A 25,041-nucleotide genomic window follows, 5' to 3' on the forward strand; every position below is an offset into this window, starting at 1 on the left:
TGCTTGTCCATCCAATGCCGAGAGACAGGTTGTTGGGCCGTCACGGCGCAACGTTGTCGAGCGCACAGACTACCCACGGAGCTTCGTGGTTTCGTTGAGGGGTTTGGATTCCCCGACCCACCAGGAATATCCCGTTCGGACTGCGCACTGCGCAACCACAATGATGAGTATATGGGTACATGAGCTGCCGTTATGGTTGATGGCACTTGTCACTTTCGGTGCGATATTTCTCGTGGGCGCGGCCATCCATTTCGTCACCGGATGGCTTGCCGCCGGTCGATATGGACGATCATTCAAGGCAATTTCGCCTGGTCTGCTTTCTCCACTCGGTATCATATTCGGCTTGTTTATCGCCTTCACGGCCTCGCAGGTCTGGAACGATACAGCGCGCGCCAATGTCGCGGTTGCCACTGAAGCGAGTGCGCTGCGATCGGTTATTGTCATGTCTGCCGTTTTGCCAATCGAAGCCCAGACCGAACTGCGAAGAATGGTCCGAGACTACATCCAGTACACCGCGACGACTGAATGGCCGCTCGTGGCGAACGGAGCCGTCACACTTAACGTCAGTCCTCCCACGCTGAACAACGCACTGAAGTTCACGCTATCCCTGCCAGTCGTGACGCCCGGACAGCAGACGGCGCAGCGCGAGGTCGCGGCGTCCCTGCAGCATGCTCTCGAAGCGCGTCGCGAACGTATCCTGATCAGTCGCAGCGAAGTGAACGGTGTCAAATGGTTATGCCTGGCGTTTCTGGCGGTGTGCCTGCTGTTCGCCATCGCGTTCGTTCATTGCGACAACCGGCTGACATCGGCCGTGGCAATCGGTCTGTTTTCGGCGGCACTCGCCACAACCTTTTTGCTCATCCTCTCCCACGATCGGCCCTTCACAGGAGACGTCGCGCTGACGCCGGAGCCGCTGTTGCAAGTGATGCCTGAGAATCGCTGACGGTTGCCCGCTCATCAGCTTGTCCGGGACGGCCACACGCAGCCTCAATAGCTCAGGAGTCGTCGAAGCGGCGTCGTCAGCATCTCGGCAACGTGTCGGGAAGGAATCCTTGAAAGCCATCATCGGTCTGATTATGCGGTTTGATGGCGCGGCGCCCGGCACCGCTACGTTTTTAGTGGCAATCGACGTCGATATTTTTGACCATTGATCTGCGCGGTGCAATCAGGCGGTAACCGCTAGAATTGCGGCTTTAGCCCGGAATACGGTAATGTCTTTTGCCTCGCTTGGCCTGATCGATCCCTTGCTGCGTAATTTGCAGGACCTCAATTACCAGACACCTACGCCGGTGCAGGCCAAGGCGATCCCTGCTGTGCTCAGTGGCCGGGACGTCATGGCTGCGGCACAGACCGGCACTGGCAAAACGGCGGGTTTTGCGTTGCCGCTGTTGCAACGACTGGTGGAACACGGCCCGGCGGTGTCCAGCAACCGCGCACGTGTCCTGGTGCTGGTGCCCACGCGCGAACTGGCCGAACAAGTGCTGCAAAGCTTTATCGATTACGGCAAGGGCCTCGGCTTACGATTTCTGGCCGCCTACGGCGGTATGAGTATCAACCCTCAGATGATGACGTTGCGCAAAGGCGTGGATGTGCTCGTTGCCACACCGGGCCGTTTGCTGGATCTCAATCGCCAGAACGCGGTGCAGTTTGATCAGGTACAAACGCTGGTGCTGGATGAAGCCGACCGCATGCTGGATCTCGGCTTTTCGCGCGAACTCAACGCCGTCTTTGCTGCCTTGCCCGCTCAGCGCCAGACCCTGCTGTTCTCCGCTACGTTTACCGATGATATCCGCGCCATGGCGGCCGCCATTCTCCGGGGCCCGGTCGACATCAGCGTCGGCGCACCCAATGCAACGGCCAGCAAGATCAAGCAGTGGGTGGTGCCGGTGGATAAAAAGAACAAGCCTGACCTCTTCATGCACCTTGTGACTCAGAACAACTGGCAGCACGCGCTGGTGTTCGTCAAAACCCGCAATGGCGTGGATTACCTGGCGGCCATGCTGGATGAAGCGGGCTATGCGGTCGACACCATTCACGGCGACAAACCGCAACCCGCGCGCCTGCGTGCGCTGGAGCGCTTCAAGACGGGCGAAGTCCATATGCTGGTAGCCACCGATGTAGCTGCTCGCGGGCTGGATATCGACGACCTGCCGCTGGTGATCAACGTTGATCTGCCGATCGTGGCGCAAGACTATGTGCACCGTATTGGCCGTACCGGTCGCGCGGGGGCCAGCGGCGTGGCGGTGTCCCTCGTGTGTGCCGATGAAGCGCCGCAACTGGCCACGATTGAAGCGCTGATCCGGCAAACGCTGCCCCGTGAAGAAGAGGCGGGTTTCGAAGCCGAACACCGCGTGCCGCAAACTAGTGCGACGGGCCAGATCATCAAGAAACCCAAAAAGCCCAAGAAGCCAAAAATGCCACAAGCTGCGCCGGGCGCCGTGCAAGTGCTCAGCAAGAAACTGCGCCCGCAAAGTGGCGAAAACGATCGCAAGCCTGCGGTTCAGCGCGCTGTGGCCGAGGGTAAAGGCACAAGCTTCGTAAGCGGTAACCCATTCAGCGTGCAAAAGCCACGCAGCAAACCCGCCAGCAAGCCGGTTGCGGGTTCTGCCAAGCCGGCTGGCAAACCCGCTGGTGGCGGCGGCAAACGCCAACCCTGACGCGAGGGGATGAGTAACGCCAGCCCTGGAACCGGCTGCTGCCCGAACACACCGTTTCGGAAGATCGCGCGCAGTGGTCTATGAAGCCGCGCGCGAAGAAGCAAAGCGCATCGCAACCACGCCTGCCTACAAGCAATCTCGGCGCGAGCCAAAGAAGGTGGAAATGCTCTTCGCTCACCTCAAACGCATCCTCAAGCTTAACCGCTTGCGCCTGCGACGGCCAAGCGGTGCGCACAATGAGTTCTTGATGGCAGCAACAGCACAAAATCTGCGACGAATGGCGATTCGATTGATGGCTAACGACGAGCAGAACGAGATCACGGCCGCGTAATGAGCGTTGGGGGCGTAGCTTCCTCGAAGATCTCGCACGTTTGGAATCAACGCGGACTCAAATTCGCGGCACAAGATTTTTTTCGCTGCGGCTAAAACAGCTGTTTTTCAACAGAATGACGGTTCAGCGGTCATTCGCGCCGCCGTATCAACCTGCGTGTGGTCGGCCACGGCGGCCATTCACGCCTTCCCCGTTCTAGTCATTCCGCAATACCTGCTTTCGTGCATTGCCGAATCGCCGCTACCGACTCCGATACTGCCATGCTGCCGCCCGTCCTGTGATAAACGAAAGCCCGGTTTGATCAATTTGAAGAATGGATCAGGTGTCCAGGTGGGTCACATTTACTCGACTTCATAACTTAAAGCAGATCAGTTTTAAACCCACATTTATATATTGGCCGTTGCTCAATGTGCATGAACGGAATTCATATTCGCCATTATTGTCGCGAATTTGACCCTCAAAATCACCCCACAGATACTGGATTCCATGCGGCGCCGCACACCCCGCCTTACGACATGGACACCATCGTGGGCAAATGATGTTTTACGCACCTGGACAGGATAATGAAATCCACTAATACGCCAAGAAATCACGTGTTGGAAAAATTCAGATTTTACGTGGTATTGACGCAAACCAGATTGAAACGTTTATCGACACTCCTGGTCTCGTCCGGTGTTGCTGTAATGCTGGGGGGATGTGGTGATAGCGGCTCGTCGACCACGCCGACTACCACCATGACTGATGCCGGTGCGGTGCAGGGCGCGACAACCAATGGCGTCATTGCTTACAAGGGCATCCCCTTTGCGGCTCCGCCAGTCGGCAACCTGCGCTGGCAACCACCTCAACCTGTGGCTGCCTGGAACGGCGTGCTCCAGGCCACGTCATTTGTTCACGACTGCATGCAGCCTGTCGACCCGGCGGCTACGCCGCTGGCCACGACGCCGTCCGAAGATTGCCTGTATCTCAACATCTGGCGTCCCACCAGCAGTTCCGGGTCCTCGTCAAACACCAAGTTACCGGTCATGGTCTGGATCTACGGCGGTGGATACGTCGTGGGCGGCACGTCCATGCCCGAATATGACGGCACGCAATTTGCCAAACAAGGCGTCATCCTCGTCACTTTGAATTATCGTGTCGGCCGCTTCGGTTTCTTTGGCCATCCCGCGCTCACCGCGGCCGCAGCGCAGTCCGGCCAGGTGTTGGGCAATTACGGCTACATGGATCAAATCGCCGCGTTGAAGTGGGTGCAGCGCAACATCGCCAATTTTGGTGGCGACCCCGGAAACGTCACGCTTTTCGGCGAATCGGCCGGCGGTGAGTCGATCCATAATCTTTTGACGTCACCATTGGCCGCAGGATTATTCCAGAAGGCAATTAACGAGTCTGGCAATGGACGCGTAAATCAATATTACGGGCGTTCCCTCACACGTAACTCAAAAACCTTCGGCGCCTCCGCCGAAGAACAGGGTACCGTATTCGCTCAGCAATTCGGTATCAATGGCGCCGACACCAACGCGCTGCAAGCGCTGCGCGCGCTGTCCGCAGATCAAGTCGTCGATGGACTCGACATTACGACGTTGAATACTCCGCAAAACGTCGCTACCTTTTCGGGCGGCGCGATCGTCGATGGCAAATTGGTGCTCGATGAACCCGAAAATCTATACAACAGTGGGCAATTCGCCAAAGTGCCTCTCTTGCTCGGGGTAAACAATGCCGACCTCGGCTTTTCCACTCCCGGTATTACGACGAAAGACCAGGCGTACGCGATCTTTGGCGCTCAAAATGTAGCTGCAGCAAGCTCGGCATTTGATCCCACGGGCACGGCCACCGTCGCCGCCGTCGAAAGCCAGATCTCCCGTGTAATTACGATGGACGAGCCCGCGCGTTTTGTTGCACGAAACTTCACCTCCCGAGGCGCCCCCACCTACTTGTATCGCTTTTCGTACGTTGCACAATCAGTGCAAAACACGGTCAGCGGCGCAGTCCATGCTGCCGAAGTACCGTATGTCTTCGACACCCTTGCGTCGCAGTACGGCAACGCGGTCACGAGTCAGGACGAGCAGGTCGCGCAACGCATGAACGCGTATTGGGCGGCGTTTGCCAAAACGGGAAATCCATCTGACGCGGGCGTCACCAACTGGCCGGTGTACAGCATCGCGCTCGACAATCAGATTGAGTTTACCGCGGCCGGTACGATGCAAGTGGATCAACCAAATCCGGTGAAAGCACAAATCGATCTTGTGCAGCCACTTAACGACGCAAACCTGACGGTTAACCGCCAATACCAGTAAGCACGCGAGATTAAGATCCATACCTGCTTAATGATACTAAGGGAAAAGTGTCGGGACTATTTCGAATGGAGGGAATCGGTATTGGATGACGCTGACCAAACCGGCCAGCGTCATCCAAGGCGGTGCAAATAGCCGATATGCACCTCGCTATAGAAAGACCGTTAAAAGCAGGATTCCAGTAAGAGACGTCAAAATCGGCCGCCCGGGCTTCAGCGATCCGGCGCTGGGCCGCCAGTTAGCTTCGCTCATTCGCGTTCGCGTATTTGCGTTTCTCCACAGTGCCTGTGAGCCCATCGTCCTGTTGACGCGGGGCCATGTTTTTGTCAGGCCGGCCAACGCTTCGACGCCCGCGGTGCCTTCTTTGCCTGGTCGAATTCGAGCAGCAGCATGTCGCGAAACCCCTTTGCCGCCGTAGACAACGGGCGAGCGGTCGACGTAATCAGATACGCGCGATAGTCGATGCGCGGCTTGAACGCGGCGATGTGATAGCCGAGATGCGCGAACTCGAGCGCCGACTCGTGGATCACGAGCCCGACGCCCAGACCATGCGCCACCATATGGCAGACCGTCGATGCCCACGGTGTCTCCGCGCGAATGCGTCGCTCGACACCGCTCGAATCGAACACCGCATCGATCGACGTCCGCGCCTTCACCTTGGCGGCCATCGAAATGAAGTCTTCGCCGGACAGATCGGTCGGCTGCAACAGGGGTCGTCCCGTCAGGCGGTGCCCTTTGGGCAGGATGCAGACAAGCTCCGAACTGGTGATTTCCTCGCTGCGCAAACCCTCGCGATCCGACGCGCGCAGCGCAATACCGAGATCTATGGTTTGCCGCGACACGGCTTCGATCACGCTATCGGTCGACATCGGCTCCAGCGACGTCAGCAGTTCCTCGCGCCCCGCGACATAGCGCGCGATGCGCTCGGTGATCCAGCCCTCAGCGAATGCGGGAAATACACCGACGCGTAAATAGCCGCGCCGCGTGGTGCCGATTTCTCTCGCCACTTCGTTCAGATAATCGAGGCCGCGATATACCTGCGTGACTTCGGCGAAGAAGATTTCCGCTTCCGGCGTCGGCACCAGCTTGCCTCGGCGCCGCTCGAAAGCGACGAAACCGGCCTCCTGCTCGAAGCGCTCGATCATCCGGCTCACGGCCGGTTGCGATACGTTCAGGCGCTGACCGGCAGCGGTGATCGAGCCGTGCGTCATCACCGCGACAAACACTTCCATCTGCTTGGCATTGAGTCTGGCCACGAGCGTGTCACCTCGATTATTGGTGCAATGCGGCAGCGTTGAAAGCCCACCGTGCAGCAATCTTAGGGCATTACATAGAGTAGGATCAAACGAACAAAATTATGTTGGATGTAATAGTTTTGCCTGCCTATAGTCGCTTCATCGACGCATTGCGCATCTTTCGAACCGACTGCTTCACGAGGACAGGCCAGTGGACATTGAAGCTAGAAAAGACATGCAGGACCCTGCTGCGTTTTTCACGGAGACGCCGCTCGGCCGCCTGCATAAGAGCGAAGCGTACAGGCCCGGCGGGCAGTCGCCTGTGGGCTCACGCATTCACGCTCGCCCGAAGAAATCCGACTGGTTCTGGTACGCCATGCTGTTCGTCGTCTTCGTACTGTTCGTCGAACTGGTGGTCGACAACCAGCGCTGGCAATGGGACATCGTCGCCCACTACCTGTTCAACAAGCGCGTGATGAAGGGTTTAGGAAACACGCTGGTCCTGACCGTGCTGTCGAGCGCGCTTGGCCTGTGTTTTGGGGTCGTGGTCGCCGCCTGCCGGATGGCGGACAACGCAGTGCTGCGCGCCGCCGGCTACGTGTACATCTGGATCATCCGCGCGACGCCACCGCTTGCGATGCTGCTGTTCCTGTTCTTCCTGTCGGCGCTGATTCCGCGGCTCTATCTGCCGCTGCCGTTACTGCACGCGAACCTGTTCGACGTCGACACCAACCAGATCGTCTCGCGCTTCAGCGCGGCCGTGATCGGGCTCGCGATGTACCTCGGCGGCTATAGCGCGGAAATTTTTCGCGGTGGCGTCTCAGCCGTCGATCGCGGACAGCGCGAAGCCTGCAAGGCGATCGGCATGAGCGATTTCCGGACGATGTGGCATGTGGTCATGCCGCAAGCGGTGCGCATCATCATTCCGCCGCTCGCCAACGAACTGATCACAATGTTCAAGAACACGTCGCTCGTCACGGTGATCGGTTATGTCGAACTCCTGACGACTGTGCAACTGATCTACGCGACCAACTTCGAAACGATTCCGCTGCTGACCGTCGCCTGTATCTGGTATCTGGCGCTGACGAGCCTCGCAATGGCTGCGCAGAGTCTGCTTGAACGTCACTTCAGGAAAGGAGTGCGGACGTGAACGCGATCCTCAAGGACACACCGCCGATGAACGACACGACACGCTTTCTCGACATGCATGCCGTCACGAAGCAGTTCGGCGACTTCACCGCGCTAGATGCTGTGGACTTCTCGCTGTCCAAAGGCGAAGTCGTTGCGATGATCGGGCCGTCCGGTTCGGGCAAGAGCACACTGCTTCGCTGCATCAATATGCTCGAATTGATCGATGCCGGCAGCATTACCTTCAAGGGCGAGGTGCTAGGCACGGAAATGCGCGGTACGCGCTGCGTCCGCCTGCCGAACAAAACGCTCGACCAGCAACGCCGCTACTTCGGCATGGTGTTTCAGGGCTTCAATCTGTTCCCGCACTATTCGGCGCTCGACAACGTGCTGGCCGGCCCATGCATCGTCGGGCGCAAGCGCAAGCGCGACATGATGGAGCATGGCAAGTATTTGCTGTCGCGCGTTGGACTTGCGGACCGGATGCACCACTACCCGGCCGAACTGTCCGGAGGACAAAAGCAGCGCGTCGCGATTGCGCGCGCACTCGCGATGGAACCGGAAGTGATGCTGTTCGACGAGCCCACCAGTGCGCTCGATCCGGAACTCGTCAACGAAGTGCTCAACGTGATCAAGGAGTTGGCGATCGCGGGCACCACGATGGTTGTCGTCACGCACGAGATGGAATTTGCGCGCAAGGTGGCAAGCCGCGTGGTGCTGATGGACGGCGGCCGCATCGTCGATGAGGGCACACCGGCCTACATCTTCAATGGCGGCGGAACCGAACGCTGCAAACGCTTTCTTTCCAGCCTGCGCACTTAGTGCATGACGGTTCATCGGTGATTTGGAAACTTCGATCGGGATTTGAAAAATGACTGCTACAGACGGAAAGATCAGAATTGGCCTGTCGATGCGCTATCTGGGTTATCACATGGCCGCATGGCGGCACCCGGATGTGCCGGCAGCAGGCGCCATCGATTTCAATTATTTTCTTCGGACTGCAAAGAAAGCTGAAGAAGCTAAGCTCGATATGATTTTCTTTGCCGACGGAATCGGCATTCGTGCAAACGACACGCCCAAAGGATCGCTCGCCCGCGACGCAAAGAATGCCGAACTCGAACCGCTGACGTTGCTGGCGGCGATCGGTGCGTGCACGTCGCACATCGGCCTGGTCGCGACGGCTTCGACGACGTACAACGAGCCTTTCCATATCGCACGCAAGTATGCGTCGATCGACCATATCAGCGGTGGTCGCGCGGGCTGGAACGTGGTCACGTCGTGGTCCCAGCAAGAAGCGTGGAATTTCAGCCGCGACGAGCATCTCGGCTATGAAGAGCGTTATGAGCGCGCGGACGAGTTCGTCGAAGTGGTCAGGAAGCTGTGGGATAGCTGGGAAGACGACGCGTTTATCCGTGACAAGGCGAGCGGTATCTTCTATGACGAGGCCATGCTGCACGTGCCGAATCACAAGGGCAAGCACTTCAAGGTGCGCGGCCCGCTGAACTCCGCGCGCACGCCGCAAGGCCGTCCGATCATCGTGCAAGCCGGCGCCGCCGAAGCAGGACGCGAGCTTGCCGCACGTTATGCCGATGTCGTCTATAGCAACGCAAGCAGCATGGAAGGCGCTAAGGCCTACTACGACGATCTCAAAGGCCGCCTTGCGAAATATGGCCGCACGCAAGATCAACTTTTGATCATGCCCGGCGTCACGCTGTATGTTGGCAAGACGCGCGGCGAAGCGCAGGACAAGTTCGATCAGTTGCAAAACCTGATCGATCCGCTTAGCGGACTGGCCATTCTGTACGGCGTGCTCGGCGATCTGTCCGAATACGATCTCGACGGCCCGGTGCCCGATGTCGGCAATCAGCGTGTGCGCAGTATCGCGGAGAATCTGCTCGCGCTGGCGCACAGGGAAAACCTGACGATCCGCCAGATGTACAAGCGCGTGGCCTCGGGTAATAACTGGCAGATCGTCGGCACCGCGGAGGACATTGTCGACGAGATGGAAAGATGGTTCCGTGCCGGCGCCGCCGATGGTTTCAATATCTGCCCGGCGACGTTGCCGCAAGGTGTCAACGACCTGACGCAATACATTCTTCCCGAGCTGCGCAAGCGCGGACTGTTCCGCACCGAGTACGAGGCGAGCACGCTGAGGGGCAATCTCGGACTGCAGCCCCTGCACTTTGGCGACTAAATTCCGGTGACTAAAATATCGTGCGCCGCTTGCCGCAGAGCGGCGCACGCCTGACGCGAGGCGTATCACATGAGCACCGACACGACCGACGAACTTTTCCGCAACGCGATGGCGCGCTTCACCAACGGCGTCACCGTTATCACAACCGCTGAAAACGGCACACCGTCCGGCCTGATCGCGACATCGGTGTGCAGCCTGTCAGCCGATCCGCCGACGTTGCTCGTCTGCGTGAACCGAAGCGCGAGCGCACACGACGTGATCCTGCGTGCGCAGGTGTTTGCCGTCAATCTGCTGTCCGCCGATCAGAAGAACGTCGCGCAACGCTTTGCCAGCGAGAAAGGCCCGTCCCGTTTCGATCCGGCGCAATGGACAGCTGGCAAGAGTGGCGCGCCGTTGCTGACTGGCAGTGTCGTCTCTCTCGACTGCAAGGTAATCGCGACGCACAACGGCTATTCGCATACGATCTTTATCGGCGAGATCACCGATTCATCGACGCACGACGATACGTCCGCCCACTGTCTGTTGTGGCATCAGCGTCATTTCGCGGCCGCCGCGGTGGAAACGCGATGAGCGTCACAGCAGAGCGTACGCTTTAGCCCGGTCAACCCCCATTCGAATCACCCCACACAATGACCACGCCCGTCCGTTTCACCCGAATCATTGCGCGATTTACCGTCGCCGCCGCGCTCAGTCTGAACGTTGCGCCGTGCGTCGTGTCACCGGCTTTCGCCGAGGACGCGCCGGATATCGACGCGGTCCCCGCCGACCCCGCGCTTTCCGCGCTCGTGCCGGAGTTCTATCGTCAGAAGCAACCCATTACGGTTGCGGTCAATCCGGAGATCGCGCCCGTCAAGTTCATCGACGAAGACGGCGACGTGGCGGGTTTCGCGCCCGATCTGATCTCTGCTGCGGCTAAAGTGCTGGGGCTGAAAATCAAGTTCGTGCAGGCATCGTTCGATTCGTTGATTCCAGGCCTCGCCGCTAACCGCTTCGATGTGCTGCTGTCGCTTGGCGATTTTCCATCGCGTCATGGCAAGGTGACGTTCATCGACTACTTAAACGTCGGCCAGACGATCGTCGCCTCGCCTAAGCGGCAATCGACGCTCAAGTCGCTCGACGATCTATGTGGGATGCAGATCGCGCTGCCGCGCGGCACGGCACCGCTTCAACGGGCCAATGAAGTGAGCAACAAATGCGTGGAGGACGGTAAGAAAGCGATCTCGATCGCCACCTATCCGGACACCAACATGACACTGATGTCGCTGACCAACGAAGCAAGCCAGGTCGTGTGGATCGACTCGCCCGCTGCGAACTACAACATCAAGAAATTTCCAGACAAATACCAGGCGGTGTATTACTACAACCTCTCGTCATACGGAATCGGCTTTGGCGTCGACGACAACGGCAAGCGGCTCGCTCATGCGTTCCAGCAAGCCCTGATCAGGTTGCAGAAGCAAGGGCTTTATCAAAGTGTGATGCAGAAGTGGGGTCTGCCCACGAAGGACGGACGCCCCACTTTCCCGATCAACGATCCGCAGATGTGAAGCCTCAGGCCGGCAGCGAGCCGGCCTGCGTCCCCTGTTTCCTCCCTTGACACCGGCCGGTCGCAAGGCAAATATCTCACGTTCGTTGAACGAAACAGCGTTCGACATGTGCACAGCGACGCTCGCCCGAACCTTCAGGAAGTGCCTGTCCGGGTTAGATACGGCCTTGCGCGTGCTACGACCAACTCCCTAGCGGTGCAGTTCGCCCAATGCCTCGGCGACTCAGACGCACCATCAAAGCGGCTTGGTTTCCTCCCCCTTACTGGTTGCAAACGGGTATCTAAACGAAATCCAGGAGAGGTACCATCTGCTGCGTCGATAATCGACCTTGTTACGTTATGCACGGCAAACCTACTGTCTATGGCGAACCACAAGAATCAACAACCGGAATCGAACGCTACCCCGTCGAATCGATCGCTCGAACGCGGGCTCGAACTGCTGCGCGCGTTCGGTCCCGGTGCGACGCTTCTCGGCAACGGAGATCTCGCGGAACGCACTGGTTTGCCGAAGGCGACAGTGAGCCGCCTCACGCGAACGCTCGTGGAAGCGGGCTATCTGGAGCACGATTCGGCGCGCCGGGCGTATAGGCTCGGACTACCCGTCCTCAGTCTCGCACAGGCGCTGCGCAGCGGATCCACCGTACTGAAGGCCGCCGGGCTACTGATCCGGGACACGGCCCAGAGGATGCGTATCAATGTCGGAATCGCGGGCGCCGACAGAGAGGAGATGGTCTACCTCGAGTCCATTCGCTACAACCAACGTGCCTCATTGCGTACGATCGTATCGGGACAACGCGTACCGATGGAACTGACGTCGCTCGGCCGGGCGTATCTCGCGACGCAGCCGGAGGCCGAATTCACCCATCTGATGGACGCGTTCGCACGGCGCGGACGTAGCGGCTGGGAGCGTCTCGCGCGAGAAATCACTGAAGCCGTGGATGATGTGCACCGAAACGGCTTTTGTGTCGCAAGCTGGCAGCCAGAGGTGATTGCACTCGCGACACCGCTCGCCATTCCCGGACATCGCTTGCTGGTCCTCAACTTCAGCGTCCGCACGACGGCGTCGAAAGACAGCGTTGTGAGCGAACTGGCAGCACCCCTGCTGCGTCTGCGCGACGAAATCACAGCTGAATGCGTGCGCCTGGAAGGCTAAGAACGGCAAGCGTCTCTTTCATTCACGGCGTTCACTGATCGCGCGCGCCGGGATACCCAGCACCACTGCAAGGCCACCGAGAATGGACACGACGGCGACCGCGTAGAGACCCGTGGCGCTGCTGCCAAAGTGCGTCGATGCATAACCGATCACCGATGGCGCCGAGATACCCCCAAACTGGCCGAGGCTGCTAATGAGGCCGATGCCGCTTGCTGCGACCGTGCTGGACAGGTATGCGGGCGGGATCGTCCAGAACAGCGACAGCATGCCCAGATAACCGGCCGTCGCGACGCAAAGCAGTGCCACAAGGATGCTGGCATGATTCGCCGCCGCCGGCAGAAGTGCGACGCCCAGCGCGGCCATCAATGCGCTTGCCATGAAGTGCCAGCGCCGCTCCAGCATACGATCCGAGTTCCGGCCGAGCAGATACATCGCAATGGCGCCAACCACGTACGGAATCGCCGACAGAAGCCCGATGTGCCAGTAGTTCGATACGCCGCTTTTCTGGATCACGCTTGGAGCCCAGATATGCACGACGATGCTCGCCCACGGCACGCTGAAGTACGCAAACGTCAGGAAATAGAACTTTGGCTCCTTCAACGCGACCCAGATCGACCCATGAGCACGTGCGGCCTTCGTTTGCGCGTCGCGGCTAAGCTCCCCCAGCAAGAGGGCCTTTTCGTCGTCCGAAAGCCATGTCGCCTGCTCGGGGCGGTCCGTCAGATAGACATACGCGAAGACACCGGCGACCACCGACGGAAAACCTTCGAGAAGGAACAGCCACTGCCACCCCTTGTAGTCGAGAAAGCCCGACATGTTGTTGAGAATCCATCCCGACAGCGGTCCACTGATGACGCCCGATACGCAGATCGCCGTCATGAAGATTGACGTGACACGCGCCCGGCGCGCGGCCGGAAACCAGTAGGTGAAGTAGAGGATCACGCCCGGAAAGAATCCGGCTTCCGCTGCGCCAAGCAACACGCGCGCGATGTAGAACTGCATGGGCGTCTGCACGAACGCGGTGGCCGCCGAAACGACGCCCCATAGCGCCATGATGCGCATCAGCGTCCTTCTCACGCCGACTCGCGCAAGCCACAGGTTGCTCGGCACCTCGAAGAGCATGTAGCCCACATAGAAGAGTCCGACACCCAGACCGAACGCCGCATCGGAAAGACCGATTTCACGCGAGAACTGCAGGTGCGCAAAGCCGATATTGGCGCGATCCAGATAAGCGAAGACGTAACAAATGAAGAGGAACGGCAGCAGCCGCCAAGTGACTTTCCGGTAGACGGCCTCTGTCTGCGGTTGCACGACCGTGCTGACGCCGATTGGATTTGAAGGGGCTGCGTGCATCATGTCTCCGGGCTTGTATGGGCCGCAGGATCGTCATGGCAAGTGTCCTGCGTTGGAATCCATTATCGGCGCCGACCGCTCGATGACAATCTCCAAATTCCATCCAGTGGAATTGCTCAAGCCCTCGGATGAAGCGTGCTCCGTTCCACAGAGTGGAATTGACCGAGTGTCTTGAGCGGCCTGCGGGGCTAAGCTGCATTGGCAGATTGACTTGTCAGTCGACTCCAATTTAACCAGCGAGACACGCATGAGCACATCCACCATTCAAGTCACTATCGACTCGCGGGTCGCCACGATTGCGCTGAATCGTCCTGAAAAGCGTAACGCCATCACCAACGAAATGCGTGCCGAACTGATCGCGGCGCTGGAGACCGTGTCGCGCGACCGTGACGTACGCGCCGTGGTGTTGACTGGCAACGGCCGAGGATTCTGCGCTGGCGGCGACGTTAGCGGTATGGCGCAACGGATGGAAGCGCCCGCAGGCGAGGTTGCGTTCAATGGCTGGTCCCGTCAGCAACTCGTGCATTACACGGTCAATCTGCTTTTCTCCATGCCCAAACCGACGATCGCCGCAGTCAACGGCGCAGCGGCGGGCCTCGGTGCCGATATGGCGCTGTCCTGCGACTTTATCCTCGCGTCGCAGGAAGCGAGTTTCGCGTGGAGCTATATCAAACGCGGGCTGATTCCCGACGGCGGCGGCATGTACTTTTTGCCACGACGGGTCGGCCTCGCGCGGGCGAAGGAACTGATTTTCAGCGGGCGCAAGGTAGATGCGAAGGAAGCGCTGGAAATCGGCCTCGCGGATCGCCTGAGCGAGCCGGATTCGCTTATCGCCGACGCCCACGCCTGGGCCGTCGAATTGAGCCAGGGTTCGGCCACGGCGCTTGCGCTCGGCAAGAGCATCCTCAACCAGAGCTACGAACTGTCAGCGCATCAGGTGTTCGCACAAGGCAGCCAGGCACAGGCCGTCTGCTACACAAGCAGTGAACATCGCGACTCGGTGCTCGCATTCCTGAACAAAACCAACTGAGCACGAAGGAGATCGACATGAACGCAATTTCAAAATTGATGCGCCCGGCGAGCGTCGCCGTAGTCGGTGCATCGGCGGACGCAGGCAAGACTTCAGGCCGCCCGGTGGCTTACCTAAGGAAGCACGGCTTCGACGGCGACATCTACCCTGTCAACCCGCGTTACGACTCGATCGATGGCCTGCGCTGCTATGCCGATGTAGCGTCGCTGCCGCACGCGCCCGATGTTGGGATCGTGCTGCTCGGCGCCGAGCGCGCCCACCTTGCGGTGCGGGATCTGGCGAGCCGCGGGACGAGCGCTGCAATCGTGCTGGCGAGTGGCTATGCGGAGATTGGCGAGGAAGGCGCGAAGCGTCAGGCTCAATTGATCGAGGCAGCAGGGTCCATGCGCCTGCTCGGCCCGAATACGATCGGGCTCGTCAACCTCACCGACCGCATCACGCTGTCAGCAAGCGGGGCGCTGGAGACCGACACTTTCACAGTCGGCGGAATCGGCGTGGTGTCGCAAAGCGGCGGGATTCTTGGCTCGCTGTTGTCGCGGGCGGCAGCACGCGGCATTGGTTTGTCAAAGCTGGTGTCGACGAGCAATGAAGCAGATCTCGACATGGCGGACTTTGTCGATTATCTGGTTGACGATGATTCGACTTCCGTCATCGCGCTCTACATGGAGGGGTTGCGTCATCCGGACCGGCTCCGCCGCGCGGCGTTACGGGCGGCGGCCGCAGGTAAGCCGGTCGTCGTCTTCAAGATCGGCCGCTCGGAATCCGGCGCACGCTCGGCGGTCTCGCATACGGGCGCGCTGGCCGGCTCCGACCGCGTGTACGACGCGCTTTTCAGCCAGGTCGGCATCATTCGCGCACAGACGTTTTCCGATTTGCTCGACATTCCTCATGCCCTCGCTGCGCGTCGTAAGCTCTCCGGGCGACGGGTGGCGATTCTAACCTCGACTGGCGGCGCAGGCACGCTCGTCACAGATAGTCTCGGCATGGCGAACTTCGAGACCCCGCCTCCTGACGAGGCGACGGCTGCAAAGCTGCGCGCACTCCAGACAGGCGACCATGCGGTGCTCGATCGCAACCCGATCGATGTGACGCTCGCGGGCCTGCAACCCGCTCTTCTGCGTGGCGCGATCGGCGCGCTGCTCGAAAGTCCGGCTTATGACGCGGTCGTGGTTATCGTTGGATCATCGGGTCTCGCGATGCCTGACCTGATGGCTGACGCGATCCGCGATTCGCTGCCCGGCAGCGACAAACCCGTGATGGCATTTGTGAGCCCTCACGCGCCAGAGATCACGCGCTTGCTTAACGAGCAGGCTGTGCCGGCGTTTGCGTCGCCTGAAAGTGTGACGAGCGCACTCGCGGCGATGTGGCAGCACGGCGAATACATTAGACGCGCGGTGAGTTCGGTCGAAAGGTCCCTTGAATCAGACGTCGATCTGAGCGATCTACCCGTCGGATCACTCAACGAAGCGCAGGCGAAAGCGCTTTTTTCCCGCTTCGGCGTGACAGCGGTGCGTGAGCGTGTCGTCACGAGCGCACATGCAGCGGAGAGCGCCGCTCGCGATCTGGGTGACAAGGTCGTGCTCAAGCTGCTGTCGAACGAGATCACGCACAAGAGTGATGTCGGCGGCGTAGCGGTGGGCGTCACTGCCGACAGCATCGGGGCGCGCCTGAACCGCATGCGCGACGACGTCGAAACGGCGACTGGCATATCCGCGAATGCATTTCTCGTGCAGGAAATGGTGACCGGTGGTACGGAACTGATTCTCGGCCTTCATCGTGATCCACTCGGCACAGTATTGCTCCTCGGCATGGGCGGCGTCACCGCGGAGTTGTTCAAGGATACGACGATGCGTCTCCTCTCCACCGAAGCGCCGCTGTCGCGCGCAGACGCGCTCGAAATGATCCACGAACTGAAAACCTGGCCGCTGCTCGACGGATTTCGTGGACGGCCGCGCGCTGATGTTGATGCACTCGTCACTGCGATCGTCGCGTTCGCGCGAATGGCGGTGCGGCTTGGGGGGCGTATGGTCGAAGCAGAAATCAATCCGATCTTCGTGCTGCCGGCTGGACAAGGCGTGCGGGCCGCTGACGGCGTTGCTGTACTTGCATCGGAGGCTCACGATGAATGACGACGCTCTGCTCACTCGACAAAGCATCCCCTCTCGACCATCTTGCCGATGCCGAGAGCGAGGCGGAAGATCCCGCCCAGGAAAGCCGCGGAGTGAATCGGCGTTTTCCTCAGCGTCCGTGGGACAGCACTGCCTTTTATGTCGGGCAGGTTTTCGTATTTCAATAGCGCCGGTGCGAAGGAGCCTGAGCGCAGTATCGCCATCGTAGGCCACAGCAGCATGGTGGCCATAGCAGTCCAGCAGGAAAGCGAGCCTGTCCGCGACAGACTCCTTGTCATCGGGATTCGATCGGACTCCAAACCTCGAGGACATAGTACAAACACAGGATACGTAGCCGGACCGCCTGTGTCGCGATCTAACCAACAGCGCCAGACGGAGTGTTGGATCCGACCCACCGGCCGCAGCGCGCACGTCTGTCTGCCAATTCGCCCTGGTCAGCATTAAAAATCCAATATTTTCAACTAGTTGTGTGATGGCTTACCGCGGCGGCGCCGTTTTGGCATGCACTTTGCATTGACCCTTATCGAGGAGTGGCGACACCCTCAAAACAAGCTCTGACATTCCTGACTGACTAATTTATCCTTGGAGAATCGAAATGAACACACTGGTAATCAAAGACCTTCCCGTAGCCGTCGAGATGGATCGTACTGCAATGACCGCCGTCAGTGGCGGCAGGTTGCCGCAGCAGATCGTGAACATCATCCAGGCCGTTGGCGACTATGCATCTGACGCTCCTACCCAGCACAGTTTTACCGGCAGTGGGGCTTCTGTGACGTACTAACGGAAACACGGTGATTTCGTGGCTCAAGGCCCCCGCCAACGAGGGGCCTCTTTGAACTAGCTTTTAGTGCCTTTAACCGCGCTGCACCGATACCGACCGTTCCGCCTCAACTCGCCGGAATGTTGTGAGCGTGAGCATTCTTTCTGAGGGCATTACGACCGTTTTCTTGTTCACGATCGATGAGGTACCAGGTATCCGGTTCCCCTCCAAGCGTGCTCAACTTCTCTCCTCGCAAAACAACGGACTCCCACGCGGACCTCGGACACGAAACACCATGACGACGGAGGTCCCACCACCTTGTTGGCTTAAGCCACCGTCGGTGTGATCCGTCACATTGCTGACCTAGAACCCAGCCCGCCTCAACGTCTGTCAAGCCGTGACATAGTGCCATTCATCAACCACGAAGCGGGCGCAAACCCTTAGATCCCCATATTGGCGGTAAGCCGCCAGTTGCACCTATAAAACCACCCTGGGGCGTGCAGTTGTCAGAGACGACTCAAATCCCAGCGAATAGCGGCGGCCCGAAAGTTTGTGCGGCACCAAACCCGGCAAACTCAAAACTTATGTCGAATGCCGACCTGTGCGAATGACTGACGATTCGTCGATGAGGCGGTAAGCGCATTGATCGTCGCGCGGGCGGCCTGCCCGGTTGAATCGGTCCCGCTGGCAAATTGCGTCGTGCCCAGTACGTACACGTCGGTCCGCTTCGAGAGAAAGTAATCCAGTGACAATGAGACGTTGTTGTATTGCGAGGTCCCGATTGAACCCGTGCCCGAGCCTCGCGTGTAGCTATAAACGGCCTCAGTGAAGAGCGCCGGTGTCCATCGATAAGTGAGGTTGATTTCACCGGTATCGAATTTTGCCGTGCCCGACAGGTGCAGGGGGTCGCTTCCCGACGATGTATCGCCGAGACTCTTGAACTGGACATTGCTGTACACGAGACCGACGGTCGCGTTGCCCACGTCATACTTTGCGGCAGCCGCGATGGCCTGATATGAATGCGCCGACGCATATCCGCTGTATATGGGGCTCGACGTCATGTTGTTAAGACTAGTACCCGACACATCCGTCGGTGTGCTGGTGAAATACGATTGGTTAGGGTTGCGGGCATTCAGGTACGCCGCACCCAGGGAGAACGGACCGGCGTCGTACGAGCCGCCGACCGACCAGATCTGATTGCGGGAAAAATCGCCTGCCTGGCCACCGAGTCCATAGACCGCACCGAGAGTCAGACCGCGAAAAGTCGGGGTCGCGATCTTGACAGAATTGTTGATGCGCTTGCTGTTGTTCAGGTTGTCCAGATCGCCTGGGTGCGATGTCGTGCCGCCGCCGTAGTTAGCCGAGTTCATTCTCGTCTCGACAAACGTGACGAGGGAATCGTATTGACGGCCCAACGTGAGCGTCCCGTAACTTGCACTTGATAAGCCAACGAATGCCTGGCGGCCGAATTCAAGACCGCCTTGCAGCGACGATCCTTTTCCAAGATCAAATCCGTTCTCCAGGGTAAAAATGGCGGACAATCCGCCGCCCAGATCCTCGACGCCTTTGAAGCCCCAGCGCGAACCCTGCATGATGCCGCTCGATCCCGCGATGACGCGTCCACCACCACTGTTGCTTTGATAGTTGATCCCATAATCAATAAGCCCGTAAAGCGTGACACTGCTTTGTGCATGTGCCAAACCGGAGGTCGTGACGAAGAGAGTAGCGCAGAGAAGTCTGGTTTTCATGGGATATTGATTCGTATACCTATTTATATAAAATTCAATTTGATTTAGCGCAGAAGGCACCGTGGCTACCCAAGCCGGATGCGGCAACGCAATAGCGACAACAGTATCGAATTTGCCGGCTTTCAGCGTTCGCAATTAAACAAGACAGGTTTGCGAATCAAACAAGGCTCGACCGCCCGCGCGTGTCACGGCGATCCGGTCGCGGTTTGTCTCAGGATCATTGAAGCGGGAAATCGGCCGGCAGGGTCACCTCAAGCAACTCGAGGTCGGTGCTGCAATGGCCGAAGCAATACGGCATGTTGCCGGGAAGCGTGATGCTGTCGTCGGTGGAAAGTGCGTAGGTGTCGTCGCCCTGATGAACCTCGAGTGTTCCTGACAGGACGAAAAAGAAGCAGAACTCGGTATCGTGAACACGCTGAGTGGGGGGACTTTCTCCCGCCGCACGGACCACGCGAACACCCGCTAATCCTTTCGTTGCAGTTCCGATACCGGTGTCGCTTGCTATAAAGCCCGCCGTTTTCCATGGTCGCCATGTTGCGTTCGCCGCAATGTGCCGAACAAAACGCTGACCTTCGAATTCACGCCCGGGGTTGTAGTCGGGACTCGGCAATGACAACATGTGATCGGCCATGGTGATATGTTCGGCCGGACTTCCCAGTTCGATCACCTCGGCGCCTGCCGAGCTTTCCAGCACGCGGTGGCGAATCGTGGGGGGCTGCAACACGCAGTCGCCCGCGTTCAGGATAAATGGGTCGCCTTGCGCTTCGTACACAAGCCGCACCCAGCCTTTTCTGCAAAAGATCATCTGGAACCGGACTTTGTGAAAGTGCACATAGTCGGGGACAGGGCCGCCTTCCAGGATACGAATATGCGAAGCGATAAACGCACCGCCATGCCGGTTCGGCAGGAGATCCCTATACCGCATTCCAGCGCGCCCGACGCTCCATGACGCGGCGGCATCCGCGCGCGATAACACCAGTTCCTGGCGGGTCGCCGGCGTCTTCATTGGCGGATCGGCGGGCGAGAGGCGGATGACGACGCCGTTAGGAGCGGTCAACGAGCGCGCGCCGTGCGGCAATTGCCCGGGGTCATCGCACAGCAGATGCAGTTCTTCAATGCCGTGCGGCAAGCCGATCCCCAAATGAATCGTCAGGCCGTGGCCGGAAATAATCGCGGTGCCCGGGTTGTCGGCGGGATAGATCGCGTCGATGCGGAAACCGAGAGCATCGATAAAAAACTGCATGGTGGGTACCAGTTCCCGGCAACTCATGGGGACGTGGAAAGCCCGGATTCCGGTAATCGTACCGGTCGCATTGGCGGGTGCGGGGGCGTGGGTGTTCATCTCGTTCTTCCTGGACGGCGGGATTAATTGGCGTGAGCGCTCCTGAAGGGTTCGCGGGAAAAGCGTAGCGGCGGCCCGGTCAGCGTGCAAGCAATGCCCGATTTTCGTGGTGCGGTCGATCGTGCCGGGTAGCCGGAAATAATTGCGAAAGACACCGTTCGAGGCGCTCGATGCCACCGGACGTCGTACTCACACCCGGCGACATACGCAGCGTGCGGCCACGGGCGTCGACGCTCACGCGCCGCGATGCCAGCATGCCGATGACTTGCCCGGCATCGGCATGGCGCGGCAGTTCCGCCATGATGCTCCCGCCACGGGCTTGATCGTCGCGAGGTGACAGCAGGCGATATCCCAGGCGATCGACCATCTCGATGATCTGGTGGCACAGGTTCAGGTTGTGCACGCGGACCGAGCCCGCCGGTTGAGCGAGCATCCAGTCAAAGCCTGGCTTCGATGCAATGAAGGGCAATACGGATGGCGTTCCCGTGTCAAAACGCCGGGCGTCGGGAGCGTAGGAAAATGCTTCGATATCCCAATTGAATGGATTGTCCTGACTGAACCAACCGCGTGTGGCAGGCGTCATGCCGCGTTTCATCAGGGCCGGCGACACATAGCCCAGCCCCGTTCCCGGTGCGCCGCATAACCATTTGAGCGTCGACCCGCAGGCGAAGTCGACGGCGGTCGTGCGTACGTCGAATGGCAGGATGCCCATGCCTTGCGTGAGATCGACGGCGATCAGGCTTGCCTGCTTTTGCGCGTGCGCAGCGAGGGTCTCAAGATTCGCGCGTTTTGACGTGAGCGACGACACCCATGTCACCAGGGCGAGCGCGACATCGGGCGTCCAGGCCGAGATGAAATCATCGTCGTGGACATAGGCCTCACCGTCCCTGACTGGTACCGTGCGAAGCGTGAACCCACGTCGCTCGGCGAGGCCGGCAAGAAGGAAATGAAGGCTGGGAAAACAGTCCGCTGCGGCGAGCACGGTGCGCCCGTGCAGGGCTTTGTCGTCGAGTCCGTCGATAAACCGCGCGAATGCCTCAGTCACATTTTGCGCACCGAACACGTCGGCGGGAGTCGCGCCAATCAGCGTTGCCCAGTTCGCTAGCAGTGCGGATCGCGCGTTCAGGGCAACGTCCCATCGCTGGTCGTCAGGTGCGCACCAGGAAGCCGTGAAACTGGCGAGCGCGTCGGTGATCGCCTTCTTTTGCCCGGGGAAGACACCCACTGAGTGATACATCAGCCAGCCGCTGAAATCGCCGTCGCCGGGCGTTGAGGTATGAATCATCATCCGTCCTTTCAGAGGTACTTGACCGTCTTGTTCTTGTTGTAGATCCCGATGCACGCAAGGCTCAGCACGGCGCAACCCATCAGGTAGAAGCTCGGCGACAGAGGGTCGCCCGTCCATCCGATCATTGCGGTCACGAGCCATGGCGTAAAGCCGCCGAATACCATGACGCCGATGTTGTAGCTGAAGCCGAGACCGGTGCTGCGGATGCTGGTTGGAAAAAGCGAGGAGAGGACGGTTGCGAGCGGGCCGAAGTAAATCGCTTTCAGGAGGCCGGCCAGAAACATGATGCTCATCAGGACGGCCATCGACGGCGCTGACATCAGCCACTTGAAGCAGGGATAGATCGTCAGGAGCGTGGCCGTCGCCGACACCACCATCATGCGGCCGCGACCGTATTGATCGGCGAAATGACCCATCAGCGGCGTCACGACCATGAGGATCGTGCCGGTCACGACGGTGGCGGCGAACCCTGTGGACGCAGGCAGATGCAACTGCTTCACCGCATAGGTCGGCATGTAGAGAATCATCAGGTAACTCGCTGCAGTCGATACCGCCATGATGCCCGCCGCGAGCAAGATTCGTCGCTTGTAGCCGGCCAGCAACTCCCTGATCGGTGCGCTATTTTCCGACGCATCACGCGATTGCGCAGAGGGCAAGGTGTCGTCGATATGCTTGCGGATATACAGCCCGACCGGGCCCACCAGCAGCCCGAAAATAAACGGCGCGCGCCAGCCCCATGCTTCGATCTGGCCGGGCGAGAGCTGGGTGCTCAGGGCCAGTCCGGCAAACGAAGCGAGCACGGTGCTCATGCCCTGGCTGGAGAATTGCCAACTGCCGAGAAAGGCCTTGCGTCTGGACTTTTGCTCGATCATCAGCGCGGTGCCGCTGCCGAATTCTCCGCCGGTCGAGAACGAGATCAGGATGCGGGCGATCATCAGTCCGATCGGCGCAGCAAGGCCGATGCTTGCGTATGTCGGGATGATCGCGCACACCAGCGTGCCGATCATGGTCAGTCCAAGCGACGCAAGCAAGGCGGCCTTGCGCCCGCGTCTATCGGCATAACGTCCGAGCAACAACGCACCGAGCGGCCTGAAAACGTATGACAGCCCGAAGGTGCCAAAGGTCAGCAGCAACGACACCGTTTCATCGTGCGCTGGAAAAAACAGCTTCGAAATCGTGACGGCAAAAAATCCATACGCGGCGAAGTCGAACCACTCGAGCGCGTTGCCGATGCTGGTCGCGAAGATCAGGCGCTTCAGCGGCTTGTCGATCTGGTTGGCGACGCGTTGTCCGGATTCTTCGGTGACAGAAGAGGCCATGGCGGGATTGTCCGTTGATGGTAGCGGTCGGATGGGGTTGATGGGGTATTGGCGCATGATCTACCGGCTGATCCGTCCCGGCATGGCTGCGCAGGGGTCGCCCAGATCCCAGAAAAGCCCCGTCATGAGTTGCAGCGCTTCACGGGCCACGCTTGCGAGCAGGTGTTCGTCGGGTGCGTGTTGCCGGCAGTTCGGATACGAGTGCGGGATCCAGATGGTGGGCAGCCCCAGGGTGGTCGCGAAGCAATCGTTCGGAATGGTCCCGCCCAGATTGGGCAGGATTGTCACGGCCTTGGCGGTGGTCGCGGCAATCGACGCTTTGGCCCAGTTCACCCACGCGTGATCGGGATCGAGTCGTGTGGCTCCCCCCGATGCCTCGATGGACACCTCGACTTGAGGAAAGCCTTCGCGGCGCAGATGGTCAGTGATGACCGCCTTCGCGTTGTGCCAATCGGTGCCGACCACGAACCGCAATTGGCAAACGGCCTCGGCGGCGTTCGGAATCGCGCTGATCGGGCGCTCGACATTGCCTGTTCTCATCGCCAGTACTTCGAGTGTGTTCCAGGCATAGATCCGCTCCGCCGCCGTCAGGCCCGGCTCTCCCCAGCCACCGGAAAGTGGCGGGTCGCCTTCGTCCGCTCCGACTTCAAGATCCGAGACCAGCTCCCTGACGCGCGTGGGAATCGGGGGCGGGAGCAGTCCGTTGATCCGGATTCGGCCATGACCGTCCACAAGGCTCGCCACGGCGTTGGCCAGCACGGTGCCGGGGTTCGCCAGCACGCCGCCCCAGTTGCCCGAATGACGTGCACCAAACTCGTTCCTGACGGTAAGCCGGAAATGAAGCGCGCCGCGCGAACCCAGGAAAATGGTGGGAGAAGACGCCTTCTGACGTGGTCCGTCCGATGCAATCAAAAGGTCGGCCGAGAGCCGCGTTGCGTTCAGCCGGCAAGTTTCATCGAGTCCTGGGGAACCGACTTCCTCTCCCATTTCGATGATCACTTTTGCATTGAACCCGAGCGATCCGCGTGTGTGCAGAACCGATTGAATCGCGCCCAGGTTGACCGAGTGCTGGCCCTTGTTGTCGGCCGTGCCGCGCCCGTACCAGCGCTCGCCTTCCACCTGGAGTTCCCACGGCGAACGCCCGTCGGTCCAGTTCGACGCGTCGCCGTTGATCACGTCGCCATGCCCATAGATCAGCACGGTGGGCAGATGCTCGGCTTCGATGCGCTCGGCCAGGAGCAGCGGCGGCATCCCGGCGATGGGGTTATCGGCTATTTCGGTGGTGAAGCCCAATGCGTCGAGCGCGGCCGCTATTTCATCCGATAAATAAGCGCGCAGCGCCGGGGCCGCTTCTTCAAGCTGGCTTTCCGTTCGTCGCGCAATGCGGCGGCTCAGGTCAGCGCGAAACCTGCCGCTGTCGAAGTAGGCGGAGACATGATCGATGGCGTTCTGGCGTGTCATTCAAAGGGGGCTCGGTGTTTCAGTCGGGCCAGATTAATGCCCCGCGATCTTTTTTGTATTCGCAATCAAACAAGGTACATTT

20 protein-coding genes and 1 pseudogene are annotated in these 25,041 nt (G+C 59.6%); 13 read left to right on the plus strand and 8 right to left on the minus strand.

The features are described 5' to 3' along the window. Window positions 1-199: 199 nt before the first annotated feature. The 4 genes and pseudogenes from ABH944_RS11215 (at window position 200) to ABH944_RS11230 (ending at window position 5,279) form a co-directional block, all read left to right on the plus strand. Entirely contained in the window at window positions 200-943 is a 744-nt protein-coding gene (locus tag ABH944_RS11215; RefSeq protein WP_404613359.1) for a bestrophin-like domain, read from the plus strand. 268 nt (window positions 944-1,211) lie between these two features. After that, on the plus strand, window positions 1,212-2,657 hold the full coding sequence (locus ABH944_RS11220) for a DEAD/DEAH box helicase (RefSeq protein ID WP_404613357.1): 1,446 nt from the start codon (window positions 1,212-1,214) through the stop codon (window positions 2,655-2,657). Between the two features lie 36 nt (window positions 2,658-2,693). Beyond that, a pseudogene (locus tag ABH944_RS11225) lies at window positions 2,694-2,988 on the plus strand (transposase); the annotation flags it as partial. A 563-nt stretch (window positions 2,989-3,551) separates the two neighbouring features. Further along, window positions 3,552-5,279: a carboxylesterase/lipase family protein gene (locus ABH944_RS11230; protein WP_404613355.1), complete on the plus strand. Its 1,728-nt coding sequence runs from the start codon at window positions 3,552-3,554 to the stop codon at window positions 5,277-5,279. Window positions 5,280-5,602: 323 nt separating this feature from the next. On the opposite strand, the gene ABH944_RS11235 is transcribed toward ABH944_RS11230, so the two are convergent. Next, window positions 5,603-6,532 carry a LysR substrate-binding domain-containing protein gene (locus ABH944_RS11235; protein WP_404613353.1) on the minus strand — a complete coding sequence of 310 codons (930 nt, stop codon included), beginning with the start codon at window positions 6,530-6,532 and terminating at the stop codon, window positions 5,603-5,605. Window positions 6,533-6,722: 190 nt separating this feature from the next. On the opposite strand from ABH944_RS11235, the gene ABH944_RS11240 reads away from it, so the two are divergent. The 6 genes from ABH944_RS11240 to ABH944_RS11265 all read left to right on the plus strand — a co-directional run bounded on the left by ABH944_RS11240 (window position 6,723) and on the right by ABH944_RS11265 (window position 12,529). Further along, on the plus strand, window positions 6,723-7,661 hold the full coding sequence (locus tag ABH944_RS11240) for an amino acid ABC transporter permease (RefSeq protein ID WP_404613351.1): 939 nt from the start codon (window positions 6,723-6,725) through the stop codon (window positions 7,659-7,661). Continuing rightward, entirely contained in the window at window positions 7,658-8,461 is an 804-nt protein-coding gene (locus ABH944_RS11245) for an amino acid ABC transporter ATP-binding protein (protein ID WP_472975131.1), read from the plus strand. The genes ABH944_RS11240 and ABH944_RS11245 overlap by 4 nt, the downstream gene beginning before the upstream one ends. Window positions 8,462-8,510: 49 nt before the next feature. Further along, window positions 8,511-9,833 carry an LLM class flavin-dependent oxidoreductase gene (locus ABH944_RS11250; protein WP_404613349.1) on the plus strand — a complete coding sequence of 441 codons (1,323 nt, stop codon included), beginning with the start codon at window positions 8,511-8,513 and terminating at the stop codon, window positions 9,831-9,833. Window positions 9,834-9,902: 69 nt separating this feature from the next. After that, the gene (locus tag ABH944_RS11255) at window positions 9,903-10,403 is read left to right on the plus strand and encodes a flavin reductase family protein (RefSeq protein WP_404613347.1); all 501 of its coding nucleotides are present in this window, start codon (window positions 9,903-9,905) and stop codon (window positions 10,401-10,403) included. 59 nt (window positions 10,404-10,462) lie between these two features. After that, a complete protein-coding gene (locus tag ABH944_RS11260) occupies window positions 10,463-11,377 on the plus strand; it encodes an ABC transporter substrate-binding protein (RefSeq protein ID WP_404613345.1) in 915 nt (304 codons plus the stop codon). A 360-nt stretch (window positions 11,378-11,737) separates the two neighbouring features. Further along, window positions 11,738-12,529 (plus strand): IclR family transcriptional regulator, encoded by a 792-nt coding sequence (locus ABH944_RS11265; RefSeq protein ID WP_404613343.1) that lies wholly within the window; start codon window positions 11,738-11,740, stop codon window positions 12,527-12,529. A gap of 18 nt (window positions 12,530-12,547) precedes the next feature. Here ABH944_RS11265 and ABH944_RS11270 read toward each other — a convergent pair whose 3' ends face one another. Further along, on the minus strand, window positions 12,548-13,882 hold the full coding sequence (locus ABH944_RS11270; protein ID WP_404613387.1) for an MFS transporter: 1,335 nt from the start codon (window positions 13,880-13,882) through the stop codon (window positions 12,548-12,550). Window positions 13,883-14,129: 247 nt separating this feature from the next. Here ABH944_RS11270 and ABH944_RS11275 point away from each other — a divergent pair, with 247 nt between their 5' ends. Then, window positions 14,130-14,912: an enoyl-CoA hydratase/isomerase family protein gene (locus ABH944_RS11275; RefSeq protein WP_404613341.1), complete on the plus strand. Its 783-nt coding sequence runs from the start codon at window positions 14,130-14,132 to the stop codon at window positions 14,910-14,912. 17 nt (window positions 14,913-14,929) lie between these two features. Then, window positions 14,930-17,041 (plus strand): acetate--CoA ligase family protein, encoded by a 2,112-nt coding sequence (locus tag ABH944_RS11280; protein WP_404613339.1) that lies wholly within the window; start codon window positions 14,930-14,932, stop codon window positions 17,039-17,041. Between the two features lie 11 nt (window positions 17,042-17,052). Here the strand turns inward: ABH944_RS11280 and ABH944_RS11285 are convergent, their stop codons facing one another. After that, entirely contained in the window at window positions 17,053-17,271 is a 219-nt protein-coding gene (locus ABH944_RS11285; protein WP_404613337.1) for a hypothetical protein, read from the minus strand. A 365-nt stretch (window positions 17,272-17,636) separates the two neighbouring features. On the opposite strand from ABH944_RS11285, the gene ABH944_RS11290 reads away from it, so the two are divergent. Beyond that, the gene (locus ABH944_RS11290) at window positions 17,637-17,822 is read left to right on the plus strand and encodes a hypothetical protein (protein WP_062093004.1); all 186 of its coding nucleotides are present in this window, start codon (window positions 17,637-17,639) and stop codon (window positions 17,820-17,822) included. A gap of 554 nt (window positions 17,823-18,376) precedes the next feature. On the opposite strand, the gene ABH944_RS11295 is transcribed toward ABH944_RS11290, so the two are convergent. The 5 genes from ABH944_RS11295 to ABH944_RS11315 form a co-directional block, all read right to left on the minus strand. Further along, window positions 18,377-19,549 carry a porin gene (locus ABH944_RS11295; RefSeq protein ID WP_404613335.1) on the minus strand — a complete coding sequence of 391 codons (1,173 nt, stop codon included), beginning with the start codon at window positions 19,547-19,549 and terminating at the stop codon, window positions 18,377-18,379. A 217-nt stretch (window positions 19,550-19,766) separates the two neighbouring features. Continuing rightward, the gene (locus ABH944_RS11300; protein ID WP_404613333.1) at window positions 19,767-20,891 is read right to left on the minus strand and encodes a cupin domain-containing protein; all 1,125 of its coding nucleotides are present in this window, start codon (window positions 20,889-20,891) and stop codon (window positions 19,767-19,769) included. 79 nt (window positions 20,892-20,970) lie between these two features. Further along, window positions 20,971-22,179: an aminotransferase class V-fold PLP-dependent enzyme gene (locus ABH944_RS11305; RefSeq protein WP_404613331.1), complete on the minus strand. Its 1,209-nt coding sequence runs from the start codon at window positions 22,177-22,179 to the stop codon at window positions 20,971-20,973. Window positions 22,180-22,187: 8 nt separating this feature from the next. Further along, window positions 22,188-23,498, minus strand: coding sequence for an MFS transporter (locus tag ABH944_RS11310; protein WP_404613329.1), 1,311 nt, complete (start codon window positions 23,496-23,498; stop codon window positions 22,188-22,190). Between the two features lie 60 nt (window positions 23,499-23,558). Next, a complete protein-coding gene (locus tag ABH944_RS11315) occupies window positions 23,559-24,959 on the minus strand; it encodes a M20 family metallopeptidase (protein WP_404613327.1) in 1,401 nt (466 codons plus the stop codon). Window positions 24,960-25,041: the final 82 nt, after the last annotated feature.

Origin of the sequence: Caballeronia udeis, from assembly GCF_044909315.1 — a bacterium.
Taxonomy (GTDB): Bacteria; Pseudomonadota; Gammaproteobacteria; order Burkholderiales; family Burkholderiaceae; genus Caballeronia; species Caballeronia udeis_A.